This window comes from Streptomyces sp. NBC_00510 (assembly GCA_036013505.1).
In the GTDB taxonomy this organism is placed as follows: Bacteria; Actinomycetota; Actinomycetes; order Streptomycetales; family Streptomycetaceae; genus Actinacidiphila.
In genome coordinates this window covers 9,201,500-9,215,001 of record CP107851.1, presented here as the reverse complement: position 1 = coordinate 9,215,001, position 13,502 = coordinate 9,201,500, and the positions used below count along the sequence as shown (strand labels likewise).

Genomic DNA, 13,502 nt, shown 5'->3' with positions numbered 1-13,502 from the left:
CGGCCCGGGGTCACGGGACGGCGGCGGCCCCCGGGGCGCGGTCCGGGGCACGCCAGCCGGCTTCGAGGCGGTCGAGGAGCGTGCGGAACGTGGGGTCCACACGCTCCTCCTCACCATCCGCGAGGAATGCGAGCAGGAGCCCGAAGACGGCGTCCACCAGGAGGGATGCCTCGATGCGCGCACGCTCCCCTGCCATGCCCAGGCCCTCGAAGACAGGGGCGAGGAGCTCGGTCCACTCGGTGACCAGTCCGTACATGTGGGGGCCGTGGCGCTCGGGTCTCAGCATGGCGGCGGCCATCAACTCGAAGTACAGGGGCAACAGCGCAAGGCGCTCGGGGCTGCGGATCTCCCGCCACAGCGCCTCCGCCAGGCGTCGCATCCCCTCCGCGTCCCGGGGCGTGCCGGCCACCGCGAGGACCTCGCGGAAGCGCAGGATCGGCCGGCTCGCGTCCAGGGCGAGTGCCTCGGCGACCAGGCGATCCTTGCTGCCGAAGTAGTAGAGGAGCATCCGGTCGCTGGTGCCCAGCGCCTTGGCCATCGGCCGCAGGGACAGATCCGCCAGGCCGTGCGCGACCACGTACTCCCGCACACGGTCGAGGAGTTCCCGCCGCTTGTCGGCATCGGCCCGTCGCGGCATGACACCCTCCCGAAGTCCGTATTGATCACTTTTGCCAGCTTATTTACCGTAGCACCCGCTACATGTATATTTAATAGATGTAGCGGGTGCTACAGGAAAGACTCTCGCGCCTCGCACTCCCGACAGCGGAAGGGAATGATCACCATGGCCGCCCAGGCCATCGGCACAGACGGGACGCGCACCCCCGCGTCCTGGCTCGCCCGGCAGCTCAGGCTGTGGTCACGCACCCTGGAGCCCGTGCGCCCCCTGCACGCTCCGGCCGGACGCGCCTCCGCCCGGGACGCCTCCTGGCCGCTGGAGCACGAGCTGGCCTCGGTGGGCCGCGCCCGCAGGCTGGCCACGGCGCAGGTGCATGCATGGGGCCTTGGCGACCTCGCGGATACGGCGGAACTCCTGGTCAGCGAACTGGTCACCAACGCCCTGCGGCACGCGCGCGGTCCGGTGCGGATGAACCTGCGCGTCGCGGAGAGGCACCTGCGCTGCGAGGTCGAGGACATCAGCTCCCGGGCCGCGGTCCGGCGCGTCGCGGACACCGAGGCGGAGGGCGGACGCGGCATGGAGATCCTGGACCTGCTCAGCGACGCCTGGGGCTCCGACCGGACGGCGACCGGCAAGACGACGTGGTTCGAACTGTCGCTGGCCGCCGCCTGAAGGGACGCCCGCGAAGCCTCCCCTCCCACCGGTGCCGTGACACCGGACTTACCCACCAGTAGCCTCTATCCCGTCGTCAGCGGGCGGGAGAGCAGCGGTGAGCATGCCGGACCACAGTGATGTCGAGGCCTTCTTCGAGCGGGTGGCGGACGAGCGCTTCGTCCCGACCGGGTACACGCGCGGCCCCTGGGACGCCGCGAGCCAGCACGCCGGGCCGCCCGCGGCCCTGCTCGGCCGCGCGGTGCAGACGCGTCCGGGCGCCCGCGAGGACATGCGCCTGGTCCGGATCACCTTCGAGATCCACAGCCCGGTGCCGCTCGTCCCGCTCACCGTGACCACCCGTGTGCTGCGCGAGGGGCGCAGCGTGGAACTGGTCGAGGCCTCCCTGTCGCCCGACGGGGGCGCCGAGATCATGCGGGCGCGGGCCCTGCGCATCCGCACCGCGCCCGGCACCGTCCCCGCCGCGGGCCCCGCCACGGATCCCGGCGACGCCGCCCCGGAACCCCCGCCGTTCCCCGGACCCGCGCAGGCCCGACCCGAGCCGTTCTTCCCCGTGCCGTGGGACACCGGCTACCACACGGCCATGGAGACCCGCTTCGCCGCCGGTTCCTTCCTCGACCGCGGCCCCGCCACCTGCTGGCTGCGGATGCGCGTCCCGCTCGTCGCGGGCGAGAAGACCGCTCCCCTGGACCGTGTCCTGATCGCGGCGGACTCCGGCAACGGCGTGAGCAACGTGCTGGACTTCTCCGAGCACCTCTTCGTCAACCCCGACCTCACCGTCCACCTCCACCGCCACCCCGCCGGCGAGTGGGTCTGCCTCGATGCCCGCACCACCGTCGACCCGTACGGAGTGGGCATGGCCGAGGCCTCGCTCCACGACGAACAGGGCCCCATCGGCCGCAGCGTGCAGAGCTTGTTCGTCGCCCCGCGTCGCGGCGCCTCGGCCTGACCCCACCCCGGGTAAGCGGTCGTCCGACGGGACGTCAGCCGAGGAGTTCCCGGACCACCGCCGAGGCGACGGCGGCGTCGAGGGCCCCGACGCCCGTGAGGTCGGCGATCGTCACGGTGGCTTCCGTGCGGTCCCTGCGGTCCGAAGGGGTGCGGAGCAGGGCCCCGAGGGGGACGTCGGCGTCCTGCGGGACCGCACCCGCGCGCACGGCGTGCGCGAGGTCGCCGTGGTGGAGGCACTGCTCGTGGTCGTCCGTGGCGATGACGCCGGCGAGGGCGAAGAGCGCGGGCGGCAGCTCGTTCTTGTACGGCATGTCCGCGCCGACGGCGGTGACGTGCGCGCCGGGGCGGACCGCGTCGGCGTCCAGCACCGGGGAAGTGGCGGGCGTGGCGGTGACGACGATGTCGGCGCCCGCGGCCTCCGCGGCGGAGGCGGGGCCGGCGCTCAACCCGTGTGCGGCCAGGTGCTCGCAGAGGGCGGCCGTCCGGCGCGCGTCGCGGCCGTGGACGAGGACCCGGCCGACGGGGCGCAGCATCGCCAGCCACCGCACCTGCAGCCGGGCCTGCTCGCCGGTGCCGAACACCCCCACGCTGCGGGCGTCGGGGCGGGCCAGGGCGTGGCCGGCGAGGGCTCCGGCGGCTGCCGTGCGCCAGGCCGTGAGGCGTCCGCCGTCGTCGAGGACGGCGCGGACCCGGCCGGTGTGGGCGCTGATGACGCAGACCAGGCCGTGGTTGACGGGTTCGCCGTGCTCCGGGTTGCGGTAGGAGCCGGAGGCGATCTTCACGGTGAAGTCGTCGGACCCGTCGATCCAGCCCGTCTTCACGTGGCAGTCGCCGTCCGCGGCGGGGAACGTCAGATGGGTGGGCGGCGGTACGGTGGTGCGGCCGGCCGCGTGGGCGATCAGCGCGGCACGGACCGCGTCCAGCACCAGCGCGGGCCGCGCGGCGGCCTCGATCTCCTCGGGGCCCAGGACGGGGACGGTCATCGGCGTGCTCGCAGCCAGCCGGCGAGGGCGTCGAGTCCGGGGGCCGGGTCGCGGCGCCCGACGCCGACGCGGAAGCGGTCGGCGGGCGTCTCGGTGAGCTCGGAGCGGTAGATGCTCGCGGGCAGCAGCAGGACCCCGGCCTGCTCGACGAGTTCGGTGCAGAAGTGTTCCACGCCGTCGGCGCCGAGGTAGCGGGGGTAGGCGACGCAGCCGCCGTCCGGGGCGCGCCAGCTGAACAAGGCGTCGAACTCGGCGAAGAAGGCGTCGAAGAGCGGGAGGTTGGCGGCGATCAGGGCTCGGTTGCGGTCCAGGATCCGGTCGCGCGCCTTGAGGGCGATCCGGGCGAGCACCTCGCTCGGCGCGGCGTTGCAGATCGTGGTGTAGTGCTTGGCCCGCTCCAGGCGCGAGCGCAACTCCCGGTCCCGGCAGGCGATCCAGCCGATCCGCAGCCCGGGCAGCCCGAGCGACTTGGACGTCACGTTCAGCGACAGCGCCCGTTCCGACAGGTCGGCGGCCTGGGGCAGGGTGCGGGCCGGGTCGCGTTCGAGGCCCCGGTAGACCTCGTCGCTGAACAGGTGGATGCCGCGCTCGTCGCAGAGCTCGGTCAGGCGCGCGAAGTCGGCGGCGTCGATGACCTTGCCGGTCGGGTTGTTGGGGAAGTTGACGGACACGACGCGGGTGGTGGGGCGGAGCGCCGCGGCCACCCGGTCCACGTCCAGGGCCCAGTCCCGCTCGGGGTCGAGCGGCACGCCCGTCACCTCGCACAGGGAGAGCGGCACGGTCTCCGCGGCCTGGTAGTTGGGGGTGACGACGACGGCGTGGTCGCCGGGGCCGAGGAGCACCTGCATCGCGAGGTAGAGCGCCTCCTCCGCGCCTGCGAAGCAGATCACGTCGTCGGCGCCCGCCCGTTCGTACGTTCCGGCGATCGCCTCGCGCAGCCCGGGGTCGCCGAAGGTCCGGGTGTAGCCGAGGGAGAGCGTCTCCCAGGCGTGCCGGTCCTCGGCGTCGGCGAGTTCCAGCAGTTCGGGGAGGGTCATGGACTGCGCGTCCGAGGCGGTCAGATGGTGACGGACGGTGAACTCCCAGCGGGAGAAGTACGTTTCCAGCCGGAAGTCGGGAAGTCGGCTCACGGGTGCTTCCTCTGCGCTTTGAGATCGGCGAGCAGGGCGTAGACGGTGGAGCGGGACGCCTGCAGGGCGCCGGCCACGACGGGCACGGCGCGGCGCATCGCGAACACCCCGGCCCGGTCGAGCTCCTCGAGGATCGCGAGGCGGTCCTCGCGGCCGAGGCGTTCCACCGGGCAGCCCCGGTCACGGGTGTAGGTGCCGACGGTCCGCTGCACGTGCTCGGTCCAGTCCTGCTCGAAGAGCGGCTCGGGGTGCGGCACGGTGGGCGCGGCGAAGGCGGAGAGCACGGAGGCCGCCTGCTCCAGCGGGGTCCGGTCGAGGTTGACGCACAGCACCGCGGAGGGCTCGCCGTCGCCGTCCCGCAGGACCGCGCTGACGGACGAGAGCCGGCGCCCGTCGGCGAGCGGCTTCTCGTACGGGCCGTACACGTCGTGCGCCGACGGGTCCAGCCGCTCCAGCTCGCCCAGCAGCGAGGGGTCGCCGGCGGTACGCCGCGACATGGGGTTCCAGATGCCCAGCACGCGGTCGTCGGCCACGTCGTGCAGGACCACCTCGGCGTACGGGCTCAGCAGCAGGGCCACGGCCTGGCAGACCGGGGCCCACTGCCGCACCCGGGGGTCGTTCTCGTCGAGTCGCGCCTTCTCCATGGCTGGACTGTACGTCCAGACTGGACATTCAGTCCAGCCGTTGCGTGGAGGGGCGGACGCGGCGCGCTCCTAGGCCGCGTCGAGGTCCTGGTGGACCGCCCGGGAGACGCCCTCGATGGTGGCGATGCCGGAGGCCATCGTCGCGTCGTCGTCGGTGAGGACGGTGATGCTGTAGTCGTGCCCGCCGCCGGTGAAGGCGCCCAGGCTGTGCACCCGCCAACCGTGGGTGGCGCGGGAGAGCCAGCCGTTCTTGACGTGGACGACCGCGGATTCCGGGGCGCCCGCGGGGGTGCCCCAGCGCTGGGAGGGGACGACCTCGTTCATCAGCTTGAGGGCGTAGGCGCGCGCGTTGTCGCCGAGCACGGCGTTCGGCGCCGTGAGCAGGTCCATCAGCTTCTGCTCGTCCCCGGCGGTGATCTGGGTGAGACCCCAGGCCCCGGCGCCGTCCGGCACGGTGTGGCTCATCCCCGCAGCGGACAGGAAGTCGTCGACCTTGGTGACGCCGAGCTGCTTCCACAGCGCGGTCGTGGCGTCGTTGTCCGACTTCGTGATCATGGCGGTGGCGAGCCCGGCCTCACGGGAGGTGAGGTGGCGGTGGTGCTGCTGTGCGTCCCGGAGCAGGGTCGCCAGGACGGTGACCTTGACCGTGCTGGCGGAGTCGAAGTGCTGGTCCGCGCGGAGCGTGCACGACGTGCCGGTCGTGCGGTCGTGCACGGAAACGGCCGTGCGGGCGGTGCCGCCCTCCAGCGCCGACGTGATGTCCCGCTGCAGTTTCGCGGCCAGTCCGGGCGCCGCCGAGCTGCAGCTCACCTGGGGCGTCGCGGCGGCGGCCTCCGCCGTCGCGGCTCCTGCCGCCACGGGGACCGCCACGCCTGCGAGGACCGCGGCGGCCGTGGCGCGCCGGGATATTCGGGTATGACCCATGTCACTCCGTCCATCGGGTTGCTGCCGGCCGGGCTGACTGCCCAGTGTGGGCGGACGGTTGGGCAGAACGGGATGTGACGTCGACTACGTCCGGCCGGGGCCGCGACGGCCCCGGCGGGGCCCGTCGCGGCCACGTCCCCGGGTGGCCGGACGGTTCACCGGGACGCACCCGGGGGCCGACGCGCGGCCGTGGCGTGACGCCGTTCCGCGCCGCCGCCTTGGCGTGCCGGATGCACCAACTCTCGTGACGCGACGTGTCGTTGTCAGCCGGTCGGCCAGACGGAAGCGGCCGCCGCAAGCCGTCGCCGCCACCCGGGAGGGCGACCGTCACCCCGGCCGCCGGCGATCTCCCCAGGGGTGCCGTTGCGCCGGGCCTCGTAGCCTCGTCCGAACCATGCCGATATGACCCGAATGTGATGAAGCTCGCACGCCCCTCATTACCTCCGGCGTCATCGACCGGCCCGCACGGGCCCGGCAGGATCAAGGACGTCCGGCAGGACGCACACCGGACACCACGCACCACGGACCACGACCCCAGGGAGCATCCATGACCGCCTACGCCGTCGGCCACCTTCGTCCCGCGCAGCCCCACGAGGAGGTCTTCACCTATATGGAGCGCATCCAGGACACTCTGGACCCTTTCGGCGGCCGCTTCATCGTCCACGGCGCGACCGTGGAGGTCGTCGAGGGGCGGTGGCCCGGGACGATCGTCCTGATCGAGTTCCCGGACATGGACCGGGCACGGGCCTGGTACGGGTCGAACGCCTACCAGGAGATCCTTCCGCTCCGCACGCGCCATCTCGAGGGCGAGGTCATCCTCGTCAACGGCGTCGGACCCGGCTACGACGTCACGAAGACCGCCGCACGACTCAGGGAGGAAGCCACGCGGACGGGCGCGTTGCCGGCCTGACGGGCCGCAGGCCCGGGCGGGTTCAGCCGCCGAACCGGCAGCCCGAGGTGTGGGAGGCGGCTTCACCGGCCGCCAAGGCCGCGTCGCCTGCGCGGACTGCGTCCAGCAGACGCGCGTGGTCCATGTAGTCCTCCGGGCGCAGCGCAGGGGCGCCGAAGTGCTCCTTCAGCGAGTCCCTGACGACCTGGCCCAGGTCCGCGTAGAGCTCGGCCAGCACCTCGTTGTGCGAGGCGGCCACCACGGCCAGGTGGAAGGCGCTGTCCGCGTCCACGAAGGCGTCCCGGTCACCCGAGGCCCACGCGTGTTCCCGCTGGTCCAGCAGCGTGTCGAGGCGGGCGAGGTCGTCCTCCGTGCGGCGCGTCGCGGCCAGGCCGGCCGCGGCCGACTCCAGGGCGCCGCGCACCTCGGTCACGTCCCGCTGCCCGGCTTCCTCGAAGCGGCGCTGCATCACCCCCGCGAGCTCGCTGGTCGCCGCGACGTACGTCCCCGAGCCGTGGCGTATGTCCAGCAGCCCGTTGTGGGCGAGCGCGCGGACGGCCTCGCGGACGGTGTTGCGGGCCACGCCCAGTTGCCGGACGAGTTCCGGCTCGGTCGGGATGCGCGAGCCCACCGGCCAGGCCCCGGAGGTGATCTGGCGGCGCAGTCCGGACACGACCTGCTCGAAGAGCCCGGACGGACGTGGCACGGGACGTAGACTCATCCCATGATTATACGCCGGAGGGTTCCGAGCCGTTCCGCGGAACGGCGGAACCCGGGACGGCCCCGTGCCCGCACCGGCGGCCTGGCGGTGGTGGCGCTGCTCCTGGTGGCCTTCAACCTCCGCCCCGCCGTCACGAGCCTCGGGCCCGTCCTGGCAGAAGCGCGCGCCGCCCTCGGGATGAGCGGAGCCGTCGCCGGGCTGCTCACTTCCGTGCCGGCGCTCTGCTTCGCCCTGGTCGGCTTCGCCGCGCCCGGGCTCGCCCGCCGGTACGGGCCCTCGGCGGTCGTGGCGGCGGGCACGGCCGTGGTCGCCGTGGGCCTGGTGCTGCGGCCCCTCGCCGGGGGCACCGCGCTGTTCCTGGCGCTCAGCGCAGTCGCGCTCGCCGGGATCGCCGTGGCCAACGTGCTGCTGCCGGTGGTGGTCAAGCAGCGCTTCCCCGATCAGGTCGGCCGTATGACCGGCCTGTACTCCATGGCCCTCAACCTGGGTGCCTCGGTCGCGGCGGCCGCCACCGTGCCGCTGTCCGGGGCTTTCGGCGGCGACTGGCGGTGGGGGCTGGGGGCCTGGGGCGTGGTCGCCGCCGTCGCCGTGCCCCCGTGGCTCGTGCTGGCGCGCGTCCGTACGGCGGACCGGACGCCGCAACCCGCACCCGGGCCACCCGGCGCCGGGTCCGGACCCGGCGTGCGGATGACCCGCTCCCCCACGGCATGGGCGCTGGCCGCGTACTTCGGCCTGCAGGCCGGTGCCGCCTACGTCGTCATCGGCTGGCTGCCCCAGGTGTTCCGGGACGCGGGGCTGTCGGCCGGGACCGCGGGCCTGTTGTTCGCCGTCACCTCACTGCTGGGCGTGCCGCTGTCCTTCGCGCTCTCGGCCCTCGCGGGGCGGCTGCGGCGGCAGAGCGGCATCGCGGTCGTGCTCGGGGTGTTCGGGCTGGCCGGGTACGCGGGGCTGTGGGCGGCACCGGCTGCCGCGCCGTGGGTGTGGGCCGTGCTGCTGGGCGTCGCCAACTGCTCCTTCCCGCTGGCCCTGACGATGATCGGGTTGCGCGGCCGGAACAGCGCGACGGTGGTGCGGCTCTCCGCCTTCGCGCAGAGCGCCGGCTACCTGCTGTCGATCCCCGTCCCGTTCCTGGTCGGCGCGCTCTACGAGCACACCGGCGGCTGGCGGGTCCCGCTGGTCCTCATGGCCGTCCTGATGGTGGCGCAGCTGGTCGCCGGCCTGCTCGCGGGGCGGGACCGCAACGTGGGCTGACCGGCGGCGCCGACCGCGGGGATCACCAGGGCAGGGCGCCGTCCGGCCCGGAGAAGGTGCCGGTGGGACCGTCCGGGCCGAGGGTCGCCAGCCGGACGATCGCCTCGGCGCCCTCCCCGACCGTCCCGTTGCCCGTTCCGAACGGGTCGGCCCCGGTCAGCCCGGGCTCGGCGGCGTTGACACGCAGGCCGGGCAGGGCCTTGGCGTACTGCACCGTGAGCATGTTCAGCGCCGCCTTCGACGACGCGAATACCGGCAGGAGGATGCGGGCCTCCGGGCGGCCCGGGTCGGTGACCAGGCCGAACGAGCCGAACGCCGAGCTCACGTTGACGATGACGGGTGCCTGGGATACCGCCAGCAGGGGCAGGAAGGCATGCGTCATCCGCACGACGCCGAAGACGTTGGTCTCGAAGACGTGGCGCATGACGGCCGCCGTGACCTCCTCGGCCCCGCGCATGCCTTCGAACGCCCCGGCGCCGTTGACCAGGACGTCGAGCCGGCCCTCCCGGCGGGTGAGGTCGGCCGCGGCCGCCGTGACGGAGGCGTCGTCGGTCACGTCGAGGGGGACGAAGTGGGCGCCGAGCTCGTCGGCGGCCGCACGGCCGCGGCTCTCGTCGCGGCCGCCGACGTGCACGGTGTGCCCCAGCTCGATCAGCCGTCGGGCGGTCTCCCGGCCGAGGCCCCTGGTGCCTCCGGTGATCAGTGAGACGGTCATGGGTCTCCCCTGCGCTGTGCGGATCTTCTGTCGCCGCAGGGATCCGTACCGCGTATGGGTCCCGTCAACGCCGCTTCCCGGGGATCCGCCCTGTCGCCGGCGTTGACGACGCCCGGCGGGGTGGCGCCGGAAGAGCGCGGGGAGTGGGTCGGTGCGCGGGTTCGCGGGGGCGTCGCTGGTCGCGGTACTGGCGGCGTGCGCGATGATCGGGCTCGGCCTCTGTCTCGCCCTGGTCCCGGCCCGTACGACGCGCTTCCTCAACAAGGCGTTCGCCGTGGTCCCGGCGATCGGCGGCCGGCACCGGCGCCTGCAGCGCCTCGTCGCCACGGCGGTCGGCGTGGCCCTCGTCCTGTACGGCATGTACTTCGCCGACCACGTCCTCGCGGGCGGCCGGATCCTGTGGCAGCACGTGGACACGAGCACGTGAACCCGTGGGCCCCGCGGTTCCTCCGCGCCGCGGGGCCCACGCCCGCCGTCACGGCGCCTGCCGCGCGCTCCGGGGTACGAAGGGGAGCAGCAGGTAGGAGGGGTGGGCGGGGCCCGAGACGAGGGTGGTCGTGCCGGTGAAGACCTCGTCCGGGCGGTCGTCGGGGTCGTTGTGCAGGAAGATGCCGTGTCCTTTCATCGGTACGCCGTAGGTGCTGGGCCAGGGGCCGTCGCCGGGCAGTTCGAAGTCGCGTCCCATGACGGTGAGGGCGAAGCGATGGCCGGCGGGCACCACGACGGAGGTGGGCCAGATCTCGACGTCCAGTGCGACGACCTCGCCCGGCGTGAGCGGCTGGGGACGGTCGTGGGTGTGCCAGGGCCGGTACGGCAGGCTGCGCCCGGGGTCGGTTGCACGGTGGGAGGCCCTCAGCCAGCCCGCTCCGATCACGCCCGCGGGATCGAGTCCGCTGACGAAGGTGACGTCCTTCCCGTCCGAGTCGAGCACCCGCAGGGTGAGGAACAGGTCCGCGTCGGCCGTCGTGGAGGCGATGTGGAGGCGGGCGGCCGCGGGCCCGGTGATCTCGGCGTCCTCGGGGAACGGCTCGGTGGTGAAGGTCAGTCCGTCACCGGCCGCGTCGAAGTCGGCGCTCCGCTCCTGCGGGACCGCCTCCGTGCTCAAGGCCATCGTGCCCGGCTGCAGGTGGAGTTCGGTCCACCGGGTCCGCGCCAGGGGCCATTCCTGCTCCTGACGCCGCTCGAACGTCCCGTCCACGTGACGGACGTTCAGCTGGACGGGCGGCTGCCGGTCCCAGCCGGTGTCCTCGTCCTTCAGGAAGTGGCCGAAGAAGCGCTTCTGCAGGGCCACGCCGTAGTCGGTGTAGAACTCCGCGAAGTGCTCCAGGCCGTGCACCTCCAGCCACTTCTGCGCCGAGCCTGCGCGGGCGAACCCTTCGAAGCCGCCCCGGGTGTGCAGGTGGTGCGACCAGTTGGTGGCGGAGAGCACGGGCACGGTGATCTTCCCGAGGTCCGGTGAGCGCTCCCGGTAGTAGGTGTCGTCCAGGGGGCGGGAGAGCAGTTCGGCGGGGGCGTCGGTGCGGAGCCCCACCAGCTCCGGCTCCGGACGCGTGCCCGGGCCCGCCACATACGCGCCGGTGGTGGGGTTGCGCGCGCCGCGCTCGCCGACGCCGTGCTGCACCGAGGCGACCTGAACGGGGTACCACACGGAGGTGAAGGTGTTGAGGATCCCGCCGTGGCGGGCGAACTCCCGGTAGAGGTCACTGGCCCCCTCCCAGGGGCAGATGGCCGCCAGGTGCGGTGGCCGGAGCGCCGCCACCTGCCACTGGTTCACCGCGTAGTACGAGATGCCGAGCAGGCCCACCTTGCCGTTGCTCCACGGCCGGGTGCCCGCCCACTCGATGCAGGCGCGGTAGTCCTCGGTCTCCCGCGGGGAAAAGATGTCGAGGACGCCGGGGGAACGCCCGGCTCCGCGCGAGTCCACGCGGACGCACACGTACCCGTCCGGCACTCACTTCTCGGGGTCGACGGTCTCCCAGTTCTGGTACCGGTTGGACGAACCGGCGGTCACGTCCGGGTACTTGGCGGACAGCGGCCCCCACATGCCCGGGTAGCCCTCCTGGAAGGCCAGTCCCTTGGCGTAGGGCCCGTGGGTCATGATCACGGGATGGCGTCCCTCCGTCACGGGACGCAAGACGTCGGCCCGCAGCACCACTCCGTCGTCCATCGGGATCGGGACGTCCCAGTCGATGCGCATGCCGTCCCGGACCTCGCTGCTGTGGCTTCCCATCGTGCTCTCCGTTCGTCGGCGGGCGTTGAACGCCCCTTGCGGACGACGGGAAGGCCCCGCCGCGCGAGGCCGCGCGGCGGGACTCCCGTCGGAAGTCGGTGCTGGCGCCGGCCCCGGTGTCCCTCAGCCCAGGATCGTGGCGGCCTGGGCCGATTTGACGGCCGCGTCCGACCACAGTGCGCTGTCCCAGACGGACGTCATGCGGGTGATCAGGCGGTCGCGGCCCAGTTCGAGGACGGTGGCGCCCAGCGGCAGCCGGGTGCGGCTGATCCACTCGAAGGCGCCGCCGCGGGCGCTTCCCACGACATGGCGCACCGTGACGCCGCGCCCGTAGGGCAGGGTCGGCAGCGTGCGGGCGAAGAAGGCTGCCGCCCGCTCCCGGCGACTCCCTGTCGTCGTCCCCCAAGGAATCCTCACGTGATCGACGGACCCCTTGCGAAGGCTGCTCCCGCCCCGACTTCCCCCCCGGCCCCTCACGCGCGCCTGTGTCGCCCTCGGCTTCGCGATGCTGTGCGTCTCGTACATGGTCAACGCGATGGACCGGCAGGTCTTCTATCCCCTGCTGCCGGAGATCCGTGCGGAGTTCGGGTTCTCCCTCGACCAAGGAGGGCTGCTCGCGACCGGTTTCACCCTCGGCTTGGCCCTCGTGGGGCTTCCCACGAGCTATCTGATGGACCGGCTCGGCCGCAAAAGCGTCATCGTGATGAGCGTCGTCGTCTACTCGCTGGGCACCTTGGCGATCCCGCTCGCCGCCGGTTTCGCGGACATGGGCGCCTACCGGCTGGTCTCCGGCGTGGGCGAGGGCATGCAGGCCACCGCCCTGTACGCCGTCATCGGTGCCTACTTCTTCCACCGCAGGGCGGTCGCCGCCGGCGTCGTCGGCGTCGTCGGCGTCGCCTTCGGCGCGGGCGTCTTCCTCGGCCCCCTGATCGGCAATGGCCTCGCCGGTACCTGGGGCGGCTGGCGCGGCCCGTTCTACCTGTTCGCGGCCGTCGGCCTCGGGATCGCCCTGCTCATCGCCGCCACCGTGAGCCGCACCATGACCGAGGCGGTCACCGGCACCGGGACCGGGACCGGTACGTCGGTCGGCCGCTTCGACCACGTGCCGGCCAGTCCGTACAACCGCAACACGCTCGGCATGGGCGTCGCCTGCGCCGTGACCGGACTGGTGAACTACGGCTTCCTGGGGCTCTACCCGACGTTCCTGCGCGAGCACCTCGGACTCGACGCCGGGCAGGCGGCGCCGGCCGTCTCCTTCTTCGGCTTCGGCTTCGGCTTCGGCTTCGGCTTCGGCTTCGGCGCCATGATGGCGCTGCCGGCCGGCTGGCTCGGCGACCGCGTCAACCAGCGTCTCCTGCTGGCCGTCGGCTTCGTGACCACGTCCGGCACCGCGGCGCTGGCCTACCAGTACGCCACGTCAGCCCCGGCCCAGTACGCCCTCGCCTTCCTCATGGGCACCTTCGCCAGCGGCATCCTCTTCACCAACTGCACGACCGCCATGCAGCGCGCGGTGCGCCCCGAGCTCGTCGGCCGGGGCTCGGGACCGTTCATGCTGACCTACTACGTGCCGGCGGCCTTCTCCGGGCTGCTCTTCGCCCGGCTCGTCGACGCGCTCGGCTGGGGCGGCGCAGGACTCTGGCAACTCACCGTCCTGCCCCTGCTGGGCCTCGCCGGGCTCGCCCTGGTCGACACCTCCAGGATGGTCGTACCGGGCCGGGCGGCCGTCCGGGGTGGTAGGACGGGGCCGGCAGGACGGGGCCGGTAGTCCCGGACCAA

The 13,502-nt window shown here is 73.3% G+C and carries 16 protein-coding genes; 6 read left to right on the top strand and 10 right to left on the bottom strand.

The features are described 5' to 3' along the window. Positions 1–10 precede the first annotated feature (10 nt). A complete protein-coding gene (locus OG937_42090; protein WUD77838.1) occupies positions 11–637 on the bottom strand; it encodes a TetR/AcrR family transcriptional regulator in 627 nt (208 codons plus the stop codon). A gap of 144 nt (positions 638–781) precedes the next feature. On the opposite strand from OG937_42090, the gene OG937_42085 reads away from it, so the two are divergent. Together OG937_42085 and OG937_42080 are read left to right on the top strand one after the other, a co-directional pair. Next, on the top strand, positions 782–1,288 hold the full coding sequence (locus tag OG937_42085; GenBank protein ID WUD77837.1) for an ATP-binding protein: 507 nt from the start codon (positions 782–784) through the stop codon (positions 1,286–1,288). A 103-nt stretch (positions 1,289–1,391) separates the two neighbouring features. Then, positions 1,392–2,237: a thioesterase family protein gene (locus OG937_42080; protein WUD79051.1), complete on the top strand. Its 846-nt coding sequence runs from the start codon at positions 1,392–1,394 to the stop codon at positions 2,235–2,237. A gap of 34 nt (positions 2,238–2,271) precedes the next feature. Here OG937_42080 and OG937_42075 read toward each other — a convergent pair whose 3' ends face one another. The 4 genes from OG937_42075 to OG937_42060 form a co-directional block, all read right to left on the bottom strand. Further along, positions 2,272–3,222 carry an ornithine cyclodeaminase family protein gene (locus tag OG937_42075; protein ID WUD77836.1) on the bottom strand — a complete coding sequence of 317 codons (951 nt, stop codon included), beginning with the start codon at positions 3,220–3,222 and terminating at the stop codon, positions 2,272–2,274. Further along, positions 3,219–4,352 carry a pyridoxal phosphate-dependent aminotransferase gene (locus OG937_42070; protein ID WUD77835.1) on the bottom strand — a complete coding sequence of 378 codons (1,134 nt, stop codon included), beginning with the start codon at positions 4,350–4,352 and terminating at the stop codon, positions 3,219–3,221. The genes OG937_42075 and OG937_42070 overlap by 4 nt, the downstream gene beginning before the upstream one ends. Next, a complete protein-coding gene (locus OG937_42065) occupies positions 4,349–4,996 on the bottom strand; it encodes a PAS domain-containing protein (protein WUD77834.1) in 648 nt (215 codons plus the stop codon). The genes OG937_42070 and OG937_42065 overlap by 4 nt, the downstream gene beginning before the upstream one ends. Before the next feature lie 69 nt (positions 4,997–5,065). After that, on the bottom strand, positions 5,066–5,920 hold the full coding sequence (locus OG937_42060) for a class A beta-lactamase-related serine hydrolase (protein WUD77833.1): 855 nt from the start codon (positions 5,918–5,920) through the stop codon (positions 5,066–5,068). A 547-nt stretch (positions 5,921–6,467) separates the two neighbouring features. Here OG937_42060 and OG937_42055 point away from each other — a divergent pair. After that, complete coding sequence (locus tag OG937_42055; protein WUD77832.1) at positions 6,468–6,830, top strand: DUF1330 domain-containing protein; 363 nt, start codon at positions 6,468–6,470, stop codon at positions 6,828–6,830. 22 nt (positions 6,831–6,852) lie between these two features. On the opposite strand, the gene OG937_42050 is transcribed toward OG937_42055, so the two are convergent. Beyond that, positions 6,853–7,530 (bottom strand): FadR family transcriptional regulator, encoded by a 678-nt coding sequence (locus OG937_42050; GenBank protein ID WUD77831.1) that lies wholly within the window; start codon positions 7,528–7,530, stop codon positions 6,853–6,855. 3 nt (positions 7,531–7,533) lie between these two features. Between OG937_42050 and OG937_42045 the strand changes: the two genes are divergently transcribed. After that, positions 7,534–8,781, top strand: coding sequence for an MFS transporter (locus OG937_42045; protein ID WUD77830.1), 1,248 nt, complete (start codon positions 7,534–7,536; stop codon positions 8,779–8,781). A 22-nt stretch (positions 8,782–8,803) separates the two neighbouring features. Here OG937_42045 and OG937_42040 read toward each other — a convergent pair whose 3' ends face one another. Continuing rightward, complete coding sequence (locus tag OG937_42040; GenBank protein WUD77829.1) at positions 8,804–9,496, bottom strand: SDR family NAD(P)-dependent oxidoreductase; 693 nt, start codon at positions 9,494–9,496, stop codon at positions 8,804–8,806. 151 nt (positions 9,497–9,647) lie between these two features. Here OG937_42040 and OG937_42035 point away from each other — a divergent pair, with 151 nt between their 5' ends. Next, positions 9,648–9,923: a hypothetical protein gene (locus tag OG937_42035; GenBank protein ID WUD77828.1), complete on the top strand. Its 276-nt coding sequence runs from the start codon at positions 9,648–9,650 to the stop codon at positions 9,921–9,923. Between the two features lie 48 nt (positions 9,924–9,971). On the opposite strand, the gene OG937_42030 is transcribed toward OG937_42035, so the two are convergent. From OG937_42030 to OG937_42020, 3 genes are all read right to left on the bottom strand, one after another. Continuing rightward, positions 9,972–11,432, bottom strand: a complete 1,461-nt coding sequence (locus OG937_42030) for a CocE/NonD family hydrolase (GenBank protein WUD79050.1) — start codon at positions 11,430–11,432, stop codon at positions 9,972–9,974. Positions 11,433–11,447: 15 nt separating this feature from the next. Continuing rightward, positions 11,448–11,726 carry a hypothetical protein gene (locus OG937_42025; GenBank protein WUD77827.1) on the bottom strand — a complete coding sequence of 93 codons (279 nt, stop codon included), beginning with the start codon at positions 11,724–11,726 and terminating at the stop codon, positions 11,448–11,450. A 123-nt stretch (positions 11,727–11,849) separates the two neighbouring features. Beyond that, a complete protein-coding gene (locus tag OG937_42020; protein ID WUD77826.1) occupies positions 11,850–12,143 on the bottom strand; it encodes a hypothetical protein in 294 nt (97 codons plus the stop codon). 16 nt (positions 12,144–12,159) lie between these two features. Between OG937_42020 and OG937_42015 the strand changes: the two genes are divergently transcribed. After that, entirely contained in the window at positions 12,160–13,491 is a 1,332-nt protein-coding gene (locus OG937_42015; GenBank protein ID WUD77825.1) for an MFS transporter, read from the top strand. Positions 13,492–13,502: the final 11 nt, after the last annotated feature.